The organism is Pseudomonas sp. LBUM1671, assembly GCF_059695685.1.
This window is the reverse complement of sequence record NZ_CP166782.1, coordinates 3,541,189-3,559,166: the sequence shown is the minus strand read 5'-3', so window position 1 is coordinate 3,559,166 and position 17,978 is coordinate 3,541,189. Positions and strand designations below refer to the sequence as shown.

Sequence of the window (17,978 nt, the reverse complement as noted above, 5' to 3'; positions counted from 1 at the left end):
TCAGCCTCGGTGGTTAAACAGCATCAAGCGGGTTGGTCAGCGTGTGCTGCAAACGATAGTTGGAGTACTGCATCAAATGCATGCGCAACAACGACCGGGTGGGCCATGGGTCCTGAACGAACGCTTTGCGCTCGACTTCCCACAGCGCTGGCGAGACCCGGTCACGCACGGCTGCGAAGGCGTTCTCGGTTTCTTCACGCAAGATCTCCCACATCCGGGTGTTGTTCAACGCGTACTCCTTCGTCAGCCACAGGGCCATTTCGTGCAGGTGCGTGAGGAATGCCGCGTCCAGTACGAACATGCGCACCGGCTCGATATCCTCGACGAACACCGTCGGCAAGATGCCGGGCTGAACATGCGGTTGCAGGGTGTAACCGCGTTCCTCCAGCAACGGAGCATAGGTCCTGCCATCGCCGAAATCGCGGATCAGCAGACTACGTGCTTTGCCATCGGGGGAAAACAGCACCATGGTGTTTTGCTGATGCGCTTCAAGCCCGATGCCGTACAGCAGATAGATCGCCACCACCGGGCGGGTGACCACGTTGGCGTATTGGCGGAACCAGGTCTCGACCGTGTCGGCGCTGGCCCGAACGCCGTCGCGTTCGATCAGGTCGGTAAACAGCGGACGACCGCTGCCGGGCAACCGGGTGAACAACGACGCCACGGTAATCGGCAGGCAATCGTCGCTGCGTTCAAACGCCTGCTGACTGGCGCGATAGACCACTGACAGATGACGGCCAGGCGCATCGTCCTGTGTGATCGCGTTTTTATAACGCACGCCGATCTCTTCCGGGAAAATCTCCAGTTGCTGGTCGAAGCCGTTTTCGGCGGCGAGGATCTTGGTGATCACCGTGCTGATGCGCGGCCCCATGTGAATTGACTTCGCTTGCAGGCTGCGCAGCTCGCTGGTCATCCACAACGCGATCGGCAATTTTATCAGCGGCGCTGTTTCGTCGAGCACCGGCATCATCGTGCGGTACGACATGGTCGGCAGGGTCTGAAGGTCCGGCCCCTCAGTGATCAGGATGCCTTCTTCGATTTCCGCGGCAAACGTCTTGAGCACGTAGGCCTGCAGATGCCAGGCGTGAATCGGCAGCGGTAGCCACCGGGTTTCGTCCAGGCCTTTGTCATTCAGCGAAGCCTTCCATTGTTCCCATTGCACCGGGAAGTTCGTGGCAAACCAGGCGTGGTAGCTGGTCACGTGGGGCATGCTTTCGCTTTTGGCCATGTCGGCGCGCAATGCTGCAATGCGCAGTGGCACCCGGGCGTTGAATTCCGGCGACAGTTGCTCGACTTCGGCGTCACTCAGGCCCGGGCGGGATTTCCACGTCGGATAGTACGGGTGACCTTCCAGCGAGCCCCATTGGTCCAGCAGGATGGCCGCATCTTTGGTGCTGGCGTGTTGGCGAAGATAGTCGGTAAGGCTGTCGAGGCCATGGCTTTTGGCGGCGTCGGCCAGGCGCGCGTTCCATTCCTGACGATACTGGCGAGCATGGGCATCGTTCAGCAGGCTGTTTTCCATGTCCGACTTGAGCCCGGCCATGCCTTCATCCGTCGGTTCGAAGTCGAAGCTGTCACGCAGCACGTCCAGCAAGTCCTGATGACTGTGAATCACCTGGCGTACGCCTTCATCGGTCACCAGCACCACGTCACCGTCGTTGACCAGGGTGTCGGCCGGTCCCATGGCGATTTCAGTGAAAAACACGTGGGCACGGGCGTTCTCCAGTGGGTAGGTGGCCTGGTTTCCCTCGGCGGAAAAAACCAGGGCCGAACGGTCCAGGATGTTTTCGGCAAACAGGCAACGAATCAACCGTCGCATGGCGTTTTTGCGGGAGTAGGCGATCAGTGTCTTGAGGTCATCCATATCAGCTATCTGCTCGTCGATAAGTAAATGAAGAGGTGAGGGCGCGACTCATGCCGTGCGCGGCCATTGGCTTGGGAAGTAATCGAGCGCCGAATCGCGCAGGCCTTGCATGTAGGAAACGCTCCAGTGCAGGACTTCCTCGATGTAGGGGACTTTGAGCTCGAAACGCCTGGCCATTTCCACCAGCAGCACCAGGCCGTAGGCGACATCTTCGTTGAAGGCGCGGCTCTCGCGTTCGATCACGTAACCGGCGCGGTTGTCATCGGCGGGCACCATGGGCGCAAGGATGTCGTTGTAGGCCTGATTGGTGCGCAGGATCGACAGCATGCTGCTCTGGTCGCGAATCTGTTCACCGTACGCCTCGACAATTTCCTGCTTCAGGGATTTGACCGAAGACAGGTCGACACCCATTCGCTGGCTGATGACGGCGCACAGGTCCTGACTTTCCTGATCCATGCGCTCCAGGAAATAGGCGCCCAATTCGGGGCATTCGGTCCACCAGCACATGCGCTGGGGAAAGATCTTGCGATGCCATTGGCCGTAGGGCCCGATCAGCCCGTAAATCACCGAGCTGTGCATGATCGGGTTGCCCGGGGTGAGGGTGATTTCGAGGTAGTTGTCGAGCATCGTCACGCACGGGCCGTAGAGCACGGTGAGCATGTCCTGCAGGTGCTGGCGGGAGGCTTGCGACTCCCTGGCGTGGGTCGCCACGTATAACTGGCTTTTGCCGCCGCCCATTTTGATCGACAGCCCGGGCTTGAGATCGAACGCCGTGTGCGGGACATCTTTCATGCCCCAGATCACCAGGTTCGGCCGGTCGGCCAGCGTGGCTTCGGCCAGCCAGTCGAAACCGCAGAAGCCGGGAATCGCACCGATGTACACCGGTTTGCTCGAACTCAGATGCGGGGCAATCGCTTGCAGGGTGTGCGGCCGGGCATGGGCCGGCACGGTAATGATGACGATGTCGGCATCCTCGACGGCTGCGCTGGCATGAGTGGTCACCCGGTCCAGCCGGGCGCTCAGCGTCGAGCCGTCCGGCATCAACGCCTGCATCGGCGTATGGCGAGCGTGTTGATCAACGATCTCCAGGTTGCTGGTGAGCATCGAGACCTGAACATTGGGCAGCTGTTTGAACAGGATGGCATTGAGGTGACCGGTCCTGCCTCCGCCACAGATGGCGACTTTCAGCGGTTTCATTGAGAGGCGTTCCTGTGTGGGAGAAGCGTCATGCGACGCTCAATTGCAGAGGCGTGGAGACGGAGTCCAGCCATTGGGTCTTGCCCAGCCAGATATCCAGTTGCGGCGCGACATTCGGGTCCAGCAGGTCGCGTTCTTCCAGCCATTTGTCGTCAAATACTGTGTGCAGGTACTTCTCGCCGCCATCGGCGATCGGCACCACGACGTTGCCGGTCAGCACGCCTTTGTGAATCAGTTCCAGTGCCTTGAAGATGGCGCCACCAGTGGATCCGCCGACCAGCAAGGCCAGGTTGCGAGCGATGTACCGTGCCGTTTCGAAGGCTTGGGAATCGGTGACTTGCACACCCAGGTCGATGCAGCTGTAGTCGAGCACCAGGCCCACGGTGTCCCCGGCCGGGGTGCCGGTGCCTGATTGATAGTACGGATAGCCGGGATGGCCAAAGACGATGGAACCGGCCGGTTCGACAGCGACTGTGACGGTGTCGGGGTTGTGCAGTTTCAGCCCTCGAGCGATTCCTGTCATCGAGCCGCCGGTGCCGACACAACCGACGTAGGCGCCGACACGACCTTCGGCCTGGGCAATGGTTTCGCGCACGAAATCGCTATACCCGCCGGCGTTGGCGGCATTGTCGGATTGGTTCATGAACACCGCGCCCGGAATCTGCGACGCGAGTTCGGCCGCTAACCGTTGGCGCTCGACCACGGCGACTTCATCTTCGCGGTAGGTCCCCGCGACAAACCGGACTTCGGCGCCCAGTGCCTTCATCACGGCGATCTTGTCTTGAGCCGCGTGGTGATCGACCACAGCGATGAAATGCAGGCCAAACTCGACGGCCGCCATGGCCAGGCCGATGCCGGTGTTGCCGGAAGACGATTCGACGACCACGCCACCCGGTTTCAGCCTTCCTGACTTGAGCGCCGCGAGCACCATGTTGCGTGCCATGCGGTCTTTTATGCTGCCGCCGGGATTGTTCTTTTCAATCTTGAGCAACAACCTGGCGTTCGTATCAGGAACATCAATACCCAACATTGGCGTATTGCCAATAAGGTCCGAGACTTTATTCAGTATCATTTGAAATATTCCCTTTTAGTAGTCCGGTGAAAACGCGTAGTTACCTTCCGTACAACAGGTCGCCATCAATCGCCGGGGCAGGGGATGGCGATGAAACTCGTTCTCCAGCAAGTCCATCTGATAACCGGCGGTATTGACGTAAATCAATAAGTCACCCGCCTGCGGTGAAGTACTGAAATTGATTAAGCGATGAGTGATGACATCGTCATCCAGACAACTGTGGCCGGCGATGTAGGCGTGTGTCGGGTTTCGCGGTAGTTGGTGGGTGCTGATAAGTATCGGGTCGACGAGGTATTCGGATGAGAACCACGTTTCGCAGGCACTGAAACTACTGCCCTCAACAAAGATGACGGTTTTGTTGTTTTCCAACTGCTTGGTGCGTGTAATGCGAAATACGGAAATGGCCGCCTGATCCACCAGACTTCGGCCGGGCTCCAGTGCCAGCGTTATATTTTTGGCTTTCAAATAGCTCGCAATGGACTGTCCTGCTGAATAATCAGCTTCGAGAAATAAGGCCAGCCACTGACAGGCAGTCAGGCTACTGCCGTATGGGTAAAAAGAGGCTGGAACTTTCTGGTTTTCGTAGTTGCTCGGATTATTATCGTTTTGTAAAAAACTGCTATAGGCCTGAGGCTCGACATAACACATCGGCAAGCCTCCGCCGATGTCGATCATGGTTGGGTTTAACCCCATCTCCCGCGCCGCTTCGACGAAACCGCTGACCTCACGAAAGGCTTGTACCCGGGTTTCGAATCCATAGCCGCCGAGGTGGAAATGGAAACCTTCGAAGTGGAAAGTTTCGCGGTGTTCAGTCAGGTGTTGCAGGCATTGAAGCACCTCACTCGCACCCATTCCGAAACGGCTGCTCGGGTAGCTCTGTGGCCTGTAACGCAGTAAAACCCTGGCTTTCACGGGTTCCGGCATGGATTCGATCAGCGCAGTGAGGTGACCGTACTCTTCCAGGGAGTCCACGCAAATGAGTGAGCCGGCCTGCACCAACGCCCGATGAAACACCGTGGTTTTGGCCGGTCCCGTGGCGCACAAACGTTGCGCCGGTAGGCCGGATCGCAGCGCTGCGTCCATTTCGTGAAGGCTTGAAACGTCGATGCCGATGCCAGAGTCTGATGCCGCGCCAAGCAGGCATTGGGATTTATTGGCTTTGGCGCCATAGAAAATAGCGTGCTGCACATCGTGCTGTTTCAACACCGCCAAGAGGGCGCGGGTGTTGAGTTCAAAAGCATGTGGCCACACCAGATTCAAGGGAGATCCGTATTGAGACACCAGTTCCAGAAGTGTTTGCGGATACTGATGAATCAGTTGTGCCACAACAGGGTCGAGCAGCGGTTTAAGCAGTTCTGGCTGATGAACTTCAATCCGTTCATCTAATGACGACGCAATTGTAATAGGCATAGTTAACCCTTGGCATCGAAAATCTCGCCATTCATATTTCGACAACTAAACGTTATCGATAGGTGTGATCTTTGCGCTCGTCAGGCACGAGCGCTTAATGATTCAGGAGGCGGATGCCAGATAAAACCCGAGAATGTGTCAGGGGTAATAGTCGTCATAAATGCTATACAAAACAATTGCATGAGACCCCATTCCATAAGGTTTATAGGGACAGATTGTTCGGCCATTAGTTGATGGCCTAACCCCCTGTAAAGTGCCAGCAGCTGACATTCAAATGACATCACTGCTCTGTACTTCCCGTAAACATGAACGCTTGCTTTGATTCGAGAATTGTTTCTCTTGGCGGCGAGAACAATATTGCTAACGCGAACGATTATCAAGTAAGGTTTTCAAATATTTTGGATGCCCACCCGTTGAGCAAGAGTGCAAAAGCGATTATTTGCACGCTCTTGCAAGCATGCGTTCCTGCCTGAAAAAACACCTTAAAACCTTGATGAACAAGGCGTTGAAGGTTGATGCAACACGCCGTTTCCAGGCTCGGAAATTCAACGCCGCAGATACCCGAATTTTTTTTGAAACCCACGACTGATGCATGCCAAGGAGAGATTCATGACAACTGATCGTCTCAGCACCCAAGCCACGCTTCCCATCAGCTACCTGTTCGTTCCAGGCAATCGTCCCGAACGTTTTTCCAAAGCGGTCGATGCGGCTCCGGATGCAATCATTCTTGACCTCGAGGATGCCGTTCATCCGGGAAGCAAAGCCGCCGCGCGAGCCGCAATCTGGGCTTGGCAGGAGAGCACGCCGACGGTGCGCTGCCAGCGTTACATCCGTCTGAACAGCGTCAGCAGTGCGCTCTTTCGCCAGGACCTGACCTGGCTCAGGGACATGCGTTATCCCGAGCGCTGCGCGGGTATTTTCCTGCCCAAGGCGGAACGCCCCGAGAACTTGTTCCGGGTCGTCGAAGACCTGCTGGCATGGAATCCCGAACTCAAGATCGTCGCCATCATCGAGACCGCCAAAGGCTTGCAACAGGTCGAGGCGATTGCCGAAATTCCGGGGTTGGCACGCCTGGCATTTGGCTCGCTGGATTTTTCCCTGGATATCAATTGCAGCCAGATCCCCGAGGCCTTTCTGTTCGCTCGAAACCGGATTGTGCTGGCCTCGCGTACCGCCGATTTGCCGGCACCGATCGATGGCGTGACACCGGCGATCAGTGACATGACGGTGGTTGCGCAGGAGTCGCGTTACGCCCGCTCCCTGGGGTTTGGCGCCAAGCTCTGCATCCATCCCGCACAGTTGGGCACTGTCCAGCGGGCCTTCCTGCCTGATGCGCGCCAGCTGGCCTGGGCGGATCGAGTCTTGAGCGCCGTGGCCGGAGGCAGTCATGCGGTGCAAGTGGACGGTGAGATGGTCGATCTGCCCCTCATCGAACAGGCGCAGCGTCTGCTGGACGTGGCCAGTCGATACGCGCTGGTTGCCAAGGCCGATGCCTGCTGAGCCACCGTCGAACAGGAGATGAATCATGGGGCACGGTTATCAGATTGCGCTGCGGCCAATGTGCGATGTGTTGCAGTCGGAACAGGTCGATCCAGCCAATGTGGCGTTGCTGCGCGAAGCCATCATCCGGGCCGGGCATTGGCTGGAACCGATCATCGTCGAGCGCTCGAAAGGCATCGTGATGGACGGCAATCACCGGTTCAACGCGGCGCTGCAACTGGGGTTGAAAAGGGTCCCCTGCATCCAGCTCGATTACGCCGACCCGCGCGTTTGTGTGCGGCATTGGCAGACCGGGCAAACGTTCGAGGTGGCACGGATTTTCACCACGATCGCCCGTGGCGAGCTGTTTCCGTACAAGACCACGCGGCATGCGTTCGACCCGGCCTTGCCGGTGATCGCCATACCGCTCGACTGCCTGTACGCGTGATTGACCGGGCAGGCTCCTCGGCTTTACGGCCGAGGGGCCCAAAAATTTTCGAAGAGAGGGTGATACTTTTTCGCGGGTCGACTGGCAATAGGAGTGATTACCATTTTCTCTTGCCCAAAAGGATCCTTACGTCATGTCCGTTGCCAGTCGACCATGCGGTGAGCGCGCGTTAACGCAGGCCATTCGTACCGCCATGCTGAGTTTTGCCCTGGTCGCAGGAAGCGCCAACACCTGGGCCGCCGCCCAACAGCAACAGGATGCTGACGTCGCCAAGACACCTGACGCTTCGGCAAACCCGAATGCCGATGGCCTGACACTCGGCTCTACCAACATCACTGCCAATTACACCAGCCCGACCGTGCTGCCGGGAGTCATTGCCGGTGGGCAGGTTGCTCGCGGTGCGCGCCTGGGGATGATGGGCAACAAAGATGTGATGGATACGCCGTTCAGTGTAACCAGCTACACCGCCAAGACATTGGCCGACCTGCAAACGGTGACCGTTGCCGATGCCCTGGAACGAGATCCATCAGTGCGCTCCACCGGTCAAACCGGCGGCATCGTCGATTCCTTTTTCGTTCGCGGTTTCGCGGTGGGCGAAGGCAACCTGGGCGAGCTGGCCTTCGACGGCGTGTATGGCGTGGCGCCCAACTATCGGGTGTTCACCGACTACGCCGAACGCGTCGAAGTGCTCAAGGGGCCGGGGGCCTTGATGTACGGGATCTCGCCGAACAGCGGTGTCGGCGGCGTGATCAATATCGTGCCCAAGCGGCCACTGGCCGAAGACCTGACGCGCTTTACCGCGAGTTACGCGTCGGACTCGCAAGCAGGCGGTCATCTGGATATCAGCCGTCGTTTTGGCGACGAGAACCAGTTCGGCGTGCGCTTCAACGGCAGCCTCCAGGGGGGCGATACCGCCGTTGACGACCAGGAACGATCGGTCGATATCGGGGCCATTGCGCTCGATTATCAAGGGGAGCGACTGCGCTTGAACCTTGACTTCATCAGCCAGAAAGAAAGCTTCGAGGCTCCCTCGCGGCCCTTTACGGTGGCGCCGGGTGTCGATATTCCCTCTGCGCCCAATGGTCGTACTAACTTGACGCAGGATTGGGGATGGTCCGACACCAGGGAGCAGTCGGCGTTGCTGGGCGGCGAATATGATCTGACTGACGCGGTCACCGTATTCGCCCATGCCGGTGGCGGCAAGGCAGACGTCAAGCGCAAGTCCGACCAGGTGCCGAGAATCCTCAACAACGCCGGCGATACCAGCAACATTCCCGGCTACTACAAATTCAACGTCGATCGCTCGACGGCCGACGTGGGTATCCGTGGCGTGTTCGCCACCGGGCCGGTCACCCACACGACCACGCTGATGGCGACCCGGTATCAGGATGAGTTGTCCCGGGGCATCACCAACGGAACCGAAATCCGTTCGAACATCTACCACCCGGTGGAGGTGCCCGAACAATTCCTCAACGCGCCAAAGGTGCTGCGCATTTCCGAGTCGGAGTTGTCCGGTGTGGCGCTGACCGACACCTTGTCCGTGCTGGACGACCGCATCCAGCTGACCTTGGGTGTGCGTAAACAGGACATCGAGTCGCGTAACTACACCGCGACAGGTTCGGTCAGCTCCAAATATGACGACAGCGCCACGACGCCGCTGGTCGGCGTGGTGGTCAAACCCTGGGAAGACGTGTCGCTTTACTACAACTATGTCGAAGGTTTGAGTAAAGGTGATATAGCACCAGGCACCGCCGCCAACTCCGGTGAAACCTTTGCGCCTTATGAGTCGAAGCAACACGAAATCGGCGTCAAATATGAACATGGCACGTTCATGACCACCCTGGCGTTGTTCCAGATTGAAAAGCCCAGCGGCGAAATCGGCGCAGGCAACGTGTTCTCGGTGCAGGCCGAACAACGCAATCGCGGCGTTGAGCTGAGCATGTTCGGCGAAGTTGCGCCGGGTACTCGCTTGATGGGCGGCGTGACCTTCCTCGATGGCGAACTGACGGATTCCGCCACGGCCGCTAACCGGGGCAACGAGCCGGTGGGCGTGCCCGACGTACAAGCCAACCTCTGGGCCGAATGGGACACCCCGTGGCTGGAGGGCTTCACGCTCACTGGCGGCGCGATCTACACCGGCAGCCAATATGTGAATCAGGCCAATACCCAGGAACTGGATGCCTGGACGCGCTTCGACACGGGCGCTCGCTACACCACCAAAATCGAAGGTCGACCTACGACATTCCGCGCCACGGTGCAGAACGTCTTTGATCGAGAGTACTGGTCTGGCGTCGCCTCGTACGGTGCGTTTTCCCCGGGTTATCCGCGGACGCTGCAGCTGTCGGCTACGGTCGATTTCTAATGGCGGCGGGTCGTCGGCGGTAACGTTTGGTGAATAACCACGTGTGCATTTCTTGATGCATGAAAGTATTTGAAAAGGAGTATTCGAATGTTAAACACCTCAGCATCGGCGACCCTCGCAACTCTGAAATTCCAATCGACGTCTGCTCACCGGGCATTCGATTTCGAGCGCAGTTCCAACGAGCACATCCGGGCGTTGCTTCGCTATTACGGATTGCGCACCAGCCTTATTCGCTTGAAAGTGATCGATGCCTTGCTGGTCGCCGCGAGAGACGGAACGCCCATCGGTGTGCGCGGAGTGCATTCCTATCTGCAATCCTTCTCAACCGATTTACCGTTTATCAGCGTGCGGGAAGTGCTCAAGCGCCTCTGTGAAGAGGGGGTCATCGTTTTTGGGGCAGACAAGAGTTACTGCTTTACTGCGCTGGCCATCGAGATGCTGGAAACACGCTCGGATCGCGAAGACCCAGCAGCTTATATAGTCAGGTGAGTTCAGAGGGATTCCCCCGACCCGTATCACCGGGTCGGGGTGGTCCTTTCAAGCCTTACCGATTCAACGAGTGCATCACTTCACATCGAAGCGATCCAGGTTCATCACCTTGGTCCACGCCGCCACGAAGTCCTTCACAAACTTCTCCTTCGTGTCACTGCTCGCGTAAACCTCAGCCAGCGCCCTCAACTGCGCATGAGAGCCAAAGACCAGGTCAACACGGGTTCCGGTCCACCTCACTTCGCCGGTTTTACGATCGCGTGCTTCAAACTCTTCATTGGATTCTGAGGTCGGTTTCCATTCCACGCCCATGTCCAGCAGGTTCTTGAAGAAGTCATTGGTCAACGCTTCTGGCTGCTGGGTGAACACGCCGTGTCTGGTTTGCCCGACATTGGTGTTCAACACGCGCAGGCCACCCACGAGCGCGGTCATTTCTGGCGCGGTGAGCGTCAGTTGTTGCGCTTTGTCGATCAGCAGATGCTCGGCCGACACGCTGTAGCGGGACTTGAGGTAATTACGGAAGCCATCGGCGATGGGTTCGAGGAAGCCGAAGGATTCGACATCCGTCTGCTCTTGCGAAGCGTCCATGCGCCCTGGGGTGAACGGCACCGTGACGCTGTGACCGGCATTTTTCGCCGCCTGTTCGACGCCCGCGTTACCCGCCAGCACGATCAGGTCAGCCAGCGAGACTTTCTTGCCGCTGTTGTTGAACTCGCTCTGGATGCTTTCGAGTTTCGCCAGCACATTCGCCAGTTGATCAGGTTGGTTGGCTTGCCAGGATTTCTGCGGCGCCAGACGCAGACGCCCCCCATTGGCGCCGCCACGTTTGTCGGAGCCACGGAAGGTGGAAGCTGCTGCCCACGCCGTCGATACCAGCTGCGAGACGCTCAGGCCCGAAGCAAGCACTTTGCTCTTGAGCGCGGCGACATCACTGTCGTTGACCAAGGCATGGTCGACCTCCGGGATCGGGTCTTGCCACAGCAATTCTTCGCTGGGCATTTCCGGGCCGAGGTAGCGGGAGAGAGGGCCCATGTCACGGTGGATCAGCTTGAACCAGGCGCGGGCGAACGCATCGGCCAGTTGATCCGGATTTTCCAGGAAACGCCGAGAAATCGGTTCGTAGATCGGGTCGAAGCGCAATGCCAGGTCCGAGGTCAGCATGGTGGGGTTGCGCCGTTTCGACGGGTCATGAGCATCCGGAATGGTGCCGGCGCCCGCGCCGTTTTTCGCAACCCACTGGTGTGCACCGGCCGGGCTTTTGCTCAGTTCCCACTCGAAGCCGAACAGGTTTTCCAGGTAATTGTTGCTCCACTTTGTGGGCGTGGTGGTCCAGGTCACTTCCAGGCCGCTGGTGATGGTGTCCGGGCCTTTGCCGGTGCCGAAGCTGTTCTTCCAGCCAAAGCCCTGGGCTTCGAGGCCCGCGGCTTCGGGCTCGGCGCCGACGTTGTCGGCAGGCCCTGCGCCGTGGGTTTTGCCGAAGGCGTGACCGCCGGCGATCAGCGCCACGGTTTCTTCGTCGTTCATTGCCATGCGGCCGAAGGTTTCGCGGATGTCTATGGCGGATCTGACCGGGTCTGGCTCGCCTTCCGGTCCCTCGGGGTTGACGTAGATCAGGCCCATTTGCACGGCGGCCAGCGGGTTTTCGAGATTGCGGCCGTGTTCGGTACGGCTCTCCTCGTTTTTACCGGGTTCGGCGACAAGTGGACCGTCACCGGGAGCTTCCACGGGAGCGCTGTCTTTGCCGTAGCGGGTGTCACCGCCCAGCCATTTGTTTTCCGAACCCCAGTAGACGTCTTCATCCGGTTCCCAGACGTCCGCACGACCCCCGGAAAAACCGAAAGTCTTGAAGCCCATGGACTCTAGCGCGACGTTGCCGGTGAGGACGATCAGGTCCGCCCAGGAGATTTTACGGCCGTACTTTTGCTTGATCGGCCAGAGCAGCCGGCGCGCCTTGTCGAGGCTGACGTTATCCGGCCAGCTGTTGAGCGGTGCAAAGCGCTGCTGACCGGAGCCGGCACCGCCACGACCATCGCCCGTGCGATACGTGCCTGCGGCGTGCCAGGCCATGCGAATGAACAGCGGCCCATAGTGGCCGAAGTCCGCTGGCCACCAGTCTTGCGAGTCGGTCATCAGAGCCGTCAGGTCACGCTTGACCGCCTCAAAGTCCAGGGTCTTGAATTCTTCGGCGTAGTTGAAGCCCTCGTCCATGGGGTCGGACAGGGACGAGTGCTGGTGCAGGATCTTCAGATTCAGTTGGTTCGGCCACCAATCGCGGTTCGTCGTGCCACCGCCAGCGGCGTGATTGAACGGGCATTTCGATTCATTTGCCATGTGTGAGCTACCTTTGGTCGTGTTTCATCCGGCTATCGGCCCGGGGTGGGCGTTAGATAGCAACGAGCGAATTCAATGACATAGGCTGCAGGACCAACAGTTGGATCAACTGATCGTCTGGACCACACGGGAATTGGACAGCGGCGGTGGCCCACGGGTGGCCTAGTCAAGCTTCGGACTCATTCCTGTCTCCTTATCAGCACTAAACCGGCCGGCTTGTTCCGCCAGCGCTGGATACAGGTTAGACCCCACTTGGGGAGTCAGCTAATAGGTGGAGTATTAGGAGGTAATAGGCAGAGTCTTTTACGGATGTTGCGGGGAGGACCCGCGTCTATCCGAAGCATAGACGCGGATTTTCAGGCCTGAACGGTTACTTTCGAACGTTCTGGTACAGCATCAACCGTGAGGTTTCATGCATGGCGCGGGTCAGCGCCGACAGGCGTTTGAACTCTTCAGGGTTTTTCTCGGCAACGTTGTCCCGTGGCGTCATCGAGGCGAGGTCGTGAAGGGTTGGCGAGCTGCCGTCGTGCTCCATCTGCACCATGTAGTGTTGCGTGACGCCGGCGATCAACGGGAATGTGCCTTCACGCAATACCAGCGGCACCACACGTTCGCCTTCTGGCGCGGGCTGCTGGATATCACGGCCCATGCCGCTGTTACGGAACTCAAGACCGGCCATGCCTGCCACGGTGGGCAGCAAGTCCACCAGGCCAACCGCTTCCTTGACCTTGCGCGTTCCGATCAAGCCCGGTGCGTGGATGATCATTGGCACCGCGTTGCTTTCCAGGCCCAGTTGCTCGTAGGCCGGTGCCAGGAACGGGATCTGTGCGATGCGGGTGTTGTGGTCGCCGAACATCACGAAAATGGTGTTCTCATACCAGCCGCCGGCCTTGGCGATTTCCATCAAGCGTCCGAGATTGAAGTCCAGCAAACGCACGGCGTTGTACTGCTCGACACTGCGCGATCCTGCGGCCTGTACTTCGGCCAGGGTAGGGTGCTTGACCTCGAAGCCGTCATTGCTCTTGGGAATCGTGAACGGACGGTGATTGCCGGCCGTCTGCACATACGCGAAGAACGGTTTGTCCTTGGGCAGTGCTTGCAGGATCTGATCGGTTTCCTTGAACAGGTCCAGATCGGAAATGCCCCAGACGTCCACCACCGGCGATTTCCAGTCGCGCTCTTCGAACAAGCGCACGCCGTCGATGCTCTGCCGAATCAGTGCATTCATGTTGGCCCAGCCGGAGTTGCCGCCGATGGTGTAGATCTTCTCGTAACCGGTGAAGGCATTGATCAGCGTGTTTTGCTGGGTGATCAGTGGATTGCGCGTTGCGGTTTCCTGGCGAGTGACGTCAGGTACGCCGCTGATGCTGGCCCAGACGGTTTTTGCGGTCCCCGTCACGGGCACATAGAAGTGCTCGAAGAACCAGCTCTGGGTGGCCAGGCGATCGAGATTGGGCGTCGGATTGATCGGATTGCCATAGGCGCCGACGGCACTGGTGCCCAGCGATTCAAGCATGATGAACATGACGTTCGGCGCACGTGAGCCCGGAATTTTGTACGGTTGTGGTGCCTGGTGCCGGACGAAATTCAGGGTCTGCGGATCGGGTTTTTCGACCCCCAGGTAGTTGGCCATGACCGGGTAATGTTCGCGCACCTGCGCTTCGTCGTAACGCGACTGGCCGACCTTGACCGTGTCGTAGAGGAACAACACCGGGTTCAGGCCCAGCGCGGCCATCTGGTTATTGCCCGAGAAGAACGCATCGCTCCAGCGCAACGGCACCGGGTTTTCGAGGTTCATGTTTTCCACACGACCCAGAATGCCCAGCAGCACCAGCACGACCATGACCGCGCCGCCCCATGTTGCGGAGAGCGGGTGAATGATTTTGCGAGGGCGATCCAGCGTGACGCTTTCCAGACGCACCAGCGCCAGGGTCACAAACGCGACCGTGGCCAGCCAACCCAGCGAAATCCAGATCACCGGGTAAGTCTGCCAGACCATGTCGCGGGAGATTTGCGCATCCTCGATGAAGCGCAGGACAGTGGCGTTGATTCGCACGCCCAGGTAGGCGAAATGGCCAAAATCGATGATGTAGATCAGCAGTAGTACGCTCAGGACTGCGACCAGGTAGACGCGTGCGATGCGCCTTAGCAGACGGCTGCGGAGCAGGTTCCAGCGCGGAATCCAGGCCAGCAACGCCAGCGGCAACATCATCAGGATGGCCAGGCGCAGATCGAAACGAAAGCCGATGCTCAGGGTTTCCCAGACGCCTTGTGTGTCGCTCAGGGCTTTGGGTTCGAACCCGGAAAAGCCGAAGAAGAACACCACCCTCAGCAGTGCAAACAGCACGAACGCAATCGCTGTAGCGCCTAGCCAGTAATGTAAACGTCTCGAGTGCAGCCAACCCATCCCTGTTCCCCTGTTAAAAAGTCGTTAAATCTCAAGCGGATTTAATCTGGTCGCTCATCGCAGTACGGCGTTTGTTTGAGCGGCGATACATCCAGCGTACGGCAAGCATCAGCAGGGCGCCGCAGCAATACAGACCCAGCAGCGGATCGACCAGGTAATCCCAATAGTTTTGCGAAGGCTTGATCCCGGCGATGAAGGCCAGGGTTGCGCTGGCCAGCATCAAGACGGCCAGGCCATTGCGCAGGTAAAACAGGCCCAGTGTGAGCGCGGCGAAGAGAATCAACATGGGCCGCGGGCTGTACCCGAAGCGATAGGGGTCCAGATCACTCATGCCCAGGGTGGCCGGGTACAGCACCACGGCCATCGCGGCGAAGAGGATCAATACGCCGTTTTTGCCCCGTGCCGGTGGCAACATGTCCAGCCGGCGCAAGCAGCCCCACGCCATGAACACCAGGGTGGTGATCGCCAGGTCATCAATGTAGCTGCGCAAATACGCGGCAAACGACAAACCGTCCGGCGAGATGAAGCTGACGGCCAGCAATGCGGCCAGCAGTGCGATCCGCGAGGTTCTGGGCAAGCCGAACGAAGGCAGCACCAGGAAGATGATCATTGCGAAGCTGACATGGGCTTGCCACAGGCTGATCATTTGAGACGCTCGTTAAGCCATGCATCGTTAAAGGTAACGTGCTTGATGAAGGTGTTGTTCCAGGAATAAACCAAGTGATACATGCCGTCAGGACTGCGGATGAAATACGGGTATTCGTATTCGAATTCACACTCCTGGTTTTTACAGACACGGTTGTCGAGGTTATCCAGGAACTCCGCTTCCAGCGGTTGGCGGCGCGCACCGCTCGACCCACGGAACTCTCTGCCGATGATCTCCTTGTAGGCTTCAGGAGAAAACGGAGCGCCCTGTGGATCAGGTGATTTATCCAGGTCGCGCAATGAGCGCCAATCGTCCATTTTGGCATCGGTCCCGTACAGGCTCAGCTTGAAGCGTCCCTCCTGCAGGTCGTTGAGCGCGACCAGCAAGCCGTGTTCGGGTGTCGCGACGGCTGCCAGCGAGGAGTTCGGGTTCGAGGGATCGAGCGGATAGGGCTCGCTCCAGGTTTGCCCGGCATCTTCGGTGCGGGCCGCCAGAACACGGTGGTGGGTGTTGCCGGCATAACGCAGCAAGGCAATGCCGCGCTGGCCGTCGAGCGGAACCACCGTGGGCTGCAAGGAATTCATGCCGTGGCTGATGCGGAATTTATCGATCACATCGCCATTGGCGCTCAGGTAGAGGTACTCGGCAAACTTGCCCAGAAACTCGTGGTAGACCGGCAGGCCGATGGAGCCGTCGGTGTGAAACACCGGTGCCGAGCGGACCAGGGTGCTGATGTTCAGAAAGGGTGACGTGATCAATTGACGCGGAGCGGACCAATGTTCACCGAAGTCGTCGGAAACCATCACATTGACCGCGCTACCGGCCCAGCCACCCATGGATACCGACACATAGAACAACCACACGCGGTTATCCGGCGCGAGGGCCACCACCGGGTTGCCCAGTTTGCGAATGTATTTTCGGGTGCCCTGTTGGGTTGAGTCCCGAGTCGCCAAGACCTTTTCGGCACCCCATTCGCCGGTTTTCGAATCGAACCGGGCGGAGCGCACCTGCACATCGGCGGCGCCTTCACGCGAGCCGGCGAACCAGACCGTCATCAGGCTGCCGTCGGGCAAGGCAGTGACCGCCGAGGAATGCACGAAATCGACGAGCCCGGAGGAGGCGAATCGGCTGGTATAAATAGGCTCGGCCACTTTGCCGGCCACTGCCATCACTGGACTGATCTGGGCAAAGGAAGAATGCGTATTGGCAGGATTGATCACCCATGCGGTCGCAAAAAGGCAGAACAGGGTGAGGTAGGCACAGAAGGCAGGAAAACGGTGAAGTTTGATGCGCATGACTACGTTGGCATCTCATGGCCCGATAAGGCGCTCAACGTAACACTCGGTAGTACAGGATCGGGTTTTATGATTGGCTAAATTGTAAGCAGTTATTTGTAGCAGGCTGCCGCGTCGATGTGCGAAGTTTGATTGGGTGTCTGAGACCGCCGAATTAGAGGGATTGAGGCGGGCTGAAAGGCGATATCACCGTTAGTCGCAAAGGCCGGGGCAGTGACAGTCGAGTCATCAGGATTTGGGTTGTTTGTGGGCCTCTTCGCGGGAAAGCCACGCACCCACAGGGGATTTTTGTCGATCACTCCTCATGTCAACGACGCAAATCCTGTGGGAGCTGGGCTTGCCCGCGAAGACGGCACCACAGCCACTGAAGTTTTCAGATCAGACCCGCACAAACCTAGTGTTGTCTGTATGTCTGTAGGGTGAAGGCATTCCCTGCCGGGTCTTTACCCTCAAGCGTTATTTCATCGTCCTTGATCATCAGGATTTTGAATTCGTCGGAAGCGCCGGACGCTAAACCGTCGCTAAAGGCAGGCATGGAGGGCCCAGCCAACCTGGCAACTAGCGAGGGGGGAACGGCTGTGCCGTTGATCACGTAAGACTTGGGCATCGACTTCATGTCAGCCAACGTGAACGAAAGCAGGCTGGAATCGGCCGTCCAGTTGCCGGCACCGTTTACGCTGTATTCAAGACGGTAGGGTTTGGATTCAGCGGTTCCGTCAAGAATGACAATGCCATTGACGTTGTACCGGCCTGTGCGGAAATACTCGGTCATGCCCTTGAATTCGAACGTGCCGTTGGTGAACGGGTAGGTGTAATCAGTCATCCAGCGACCGATGAGGCGGGGATTGTTGGGGTTGGTTTCGTGAAACGTGGCGTAAATCGTTGCAATGCCGCTTAGAACTGTCACCAGGGCCACAATCGCGAACCAGGCTTTAGTGGATACTTTTTGTATAGCAGTGAAACTCATTGTGATGGATT

The 17,978-nt window shown here is 58.4% G+C and carries 13 protein-coding genes; 4 read left to right on the top strand and 9 right to left on the bottom strand.

The genetic code is table 11. The features are described from left to right. Positions 1–13: 13 nt before the first annotated feature. The 4 genes from ACA060_RS16250 to ACA060_RS16235 are packed head-to-tail and all read right to left on the bottom strand — an operon-like array spanning position 14 to position 5,543. Entirely contained in the window at positions 14–1,864 is a 1,851-nt protein-coding gene (locus ACA060_RS16250) for an IucA/IucC family protein (RefSeq protein ID WP_497311787.1), read from the bottom strand. A 48-nt stretch (positions 1,865–1,912) separates the two neighbouring features. Further along, the gene (locus ACA060_RS16245; RefSeq protein WP_497311786.1) at positions 1,913–3,061 is read right to left on the bottom strand and encodes an NAD/NADP octopine/nopaline dehydrogenase family protein; all 1,149 of its coding nucleotides are present in this window, start codon (positions 3,059–3,061) and stop codon (positions 1,913–1,915) included. 28 nt (positions 3,062–3,089) lie between these two features. Then, the gene (locus tag ACA060_RS16240; RefSeq protein ID WP_461974384.1) at positions 3,090–4,133 is read right to left on the bottom strand and encodes a PLP-dependent cysteine synthase family protein; all 1,044 of its coding nucleotides are present in this window, start codon (positions 4,131–4,133) and stop codon (positions 3,090–3,092) included. A 15-nt stretch (positions 4,134–4,148) separates the two neighbouring features. Beyond that, positions 4,149–5,543, bottom strand: a complete 1,395-nt coding sequence (locus ACA060_RS16235) for a Y4yA family PLP-dependent enzyme (RefSeq protein ID WP_497311785.1) — start codon at positions 5,541–5,543, stop codon at positions 4,149–4,151. Between the two features lie 609 nt (positions 5,544–6,152). On the opposite strand from ACA060_RS16235, the gene ACA060_RS16230 reads away from it, so the two are divergent. The 4 genes from ACA060_RS16230 (at position 6,153) to ACA060_RS16215 (ending at position 10,321) form a co-directional block, all read left to right on the top strand. Beyond that, positions 6,153–7,043: an HpcH/HpaI aldolase/citrate lyase family protein gene (locus ACA060_RS16230; protein ID WP_497311784.1), complete on the top strand. Its 891-nt coding sequence runs from the start codon at positions 6,153–6,155 to the stop codon at positions 7,041–7,043. A 25-nt stretch (positions 7,044–7,068) separates the two neighbouring features. Next, positions 7,069–7,470 (top strand): transcriptional regulator, encoded by a 402-nt coding sequence (locus tag ACA060_RS16225; RefSeq protein ID WP_497311783.1) that lies wholly within the window; start codon positions 7,069–7,071, stop codon positions 7,468–7,470. 133 nt (positions 7,471–7,603) lie between these two features. After that, positions 7,604–9,832 (top strand): TonB-dependent receptor, encoded by a 2,229-nt coding sequence (locus ACA060_RS16220; protein WP_497311782.1) that lies wholly within the window; start codon positions 7,604–7,606, stop codon positions 9,830–9,832. Positions 9,833–9,919: 87 nt separating this feature from the next. After that, entirely contained in the window at positions 9,920–10,321 is a 402-nt protein-coding gene (locus ACA060_RS16215) for a fe2+ zn2+ uptake regulation protein (RefSeq protein WP_497311781.1), read from the top strand. A 75-nt stretch (positions 10,322–10,396) separates the two neighbouring features. On the opposite strand, the gene katG is transcribed toward ACA060_RS16215, so the two are convergent. From katG to ACA060_RS16190, 5 genes are all read right to left on the bottom strand, one after another. Then, positions 10,397–12,652, bottom strand: a complete 2,256-nt coding sequence (gene katG / locus ACA060_RS16210) for a catalase/peroxidase HPI (RefSeq protein ID WP_497311780.1) — start codon at positions 12,650–12,652, stop codon at positions 10,397–10,399. A gap of 370 nt (positions 12,653–13,022) precedes the next feature. Further along, entirely contained in the window at positions 13,023–15,059 is a 2,037-nt protein-coding gene (locus tag ACA060_RS16205) for an LTA synthase family protein (protein ID WP_497311779.1), read from the bottom strand. 31 nt (positions 15,060–15,090) lie between these two features. Further along, positions 15,091–15,705 carry a hypothetical protein gene (locus ACA060_RS16200; protein WP_497311778.1) on the bottom strand — a complete coding sequence of 205 codons (615 nt, stop codon included), beginning with the start codon at positions 15,703–15,705 and terminating at the stop codon, positions 15,091–15,093. Then, positions 15,702–17,000: a sialidase family protein gene (locus ACA060_RS16195; RefSeq protein ID WP_497311777.1), complete on the bottom strand. Its 1,299-nt coding sequence runs from the start codon at positions 16,998–17,000 to the stop codon at positions 15,702–15,704. The genes ACA060_RS16200 and ACA060_RS16195 overlap by 4 nt, the downstream gene beginning before the upstream one ends. A 394-nt stretch (positions 17,001–17,394) precedes the next feature. After that, a complete protein-coding gene (locus ACA060_RS16190; protein ID WP_497311776.1) occupies positions 17,395–17,967 on the bottom strand; it encodes a hypothetical protein in 573 nt (190 codons plus the stop codon). Between the last annotated feature and the right edge of the window lie 11 nt (positions 17,968–17,978).

Excerpts from the sequence above, each read along its gene's own strand:
- ACA060_RS16225 (WP_497311783.1), top strand. The coding sequence starts at position 7,069 with ATGGGGCACGGTTATCAGATTGCGCTGCGGCCAATGTGCGATGTGTTG.
- ACA060_RS16195 (WP_497311777.1), bottom strand. The coding sequence starts at position 17,000 with ATGCGCATCAAACTTCACCGTTTTCCTGCCTTCTGTGCCTACCTCACC.
- ACA060_RS16220 (WP_497311782.1), top strand. The coding sequence starts at position 7,604 with ATGTCCGTTGCCAGTCGACCATGCGGTGAGCGCGCGTTAACGCAGGCC.
- ACA060_RS16190 (WP_497311776.1), bottom strand. The coding sequence starts at position 17,967 with ATGAGTTTCACTGCTATACAAAAAGTATCCACTAAAGCCTGGTTCGCG.
- ACA060_RS16200 (WP_497311778.1), bottom strand. The coding sequence starts at position 15,705 with ATGATCAGCCTGTGGCAAGCCCATGTCAGCTTCGCAATGATCATCTTC.
- ACA060_RS16205 (WP_497311779.1), bottom strand. The coding sequence starts at position 15,059 with ATGGGTTGGCTGCACTCGAGACGTTTACATTACTGGCTAGGCGCTACA.
- ACA060_RS16250 (WP_497311787.1), bottom strand. The coding sequence starts at position 1,864 with ATGGATGACCTCAAGACACTGATCGCCTACTCCCGCAAAAACGCCATG.
- ACA060_RS16215 (WP_497311781.1), top strand. The coding sequence starts at position 9,920 with ATGTTAAACACCTCAGCATCGGCGACCCTCGCAACTCTGAAATTCCAA.
- ACA060_RS16240 (WP_461974384.1), bottom strand. The coding sequence starts at position 4,133 with ATGATACTGAATAAAGTCTCGGACCTTATTGGCAATACGCCAATGTTG.
- ACA060_RS16230 (WP_497311784.1), top strand. The coding sequence starts at position 6,153 with ATGACAACTGATCGTCTCAGCACCCAAGCCACGCTTCCCATCAGCTAC.
- ACA060_RS16245 (WP_497311786.1), bottom strand. The coding sequence starts at position 3,061 with ATGAAACCGCTGAAAGTCGCCATCTGTGGCGGAGGCAGGACCGGTCAC.
- ACA060_RS16235 (WP_497311785.1), bottom strand. The coding sequence starts at position 5,543 with ATGCCTATTACAATTGCGTCGTCATTAGATGAACGGATTGAAGTTCAT.
- katG (WP_497311780.1), bottom strand. The coding sequence starts at position 12,652 with ATGGCAAATGAATCGAAATGCCCGTTCAATCACGCCGCTGGCGGTGGC.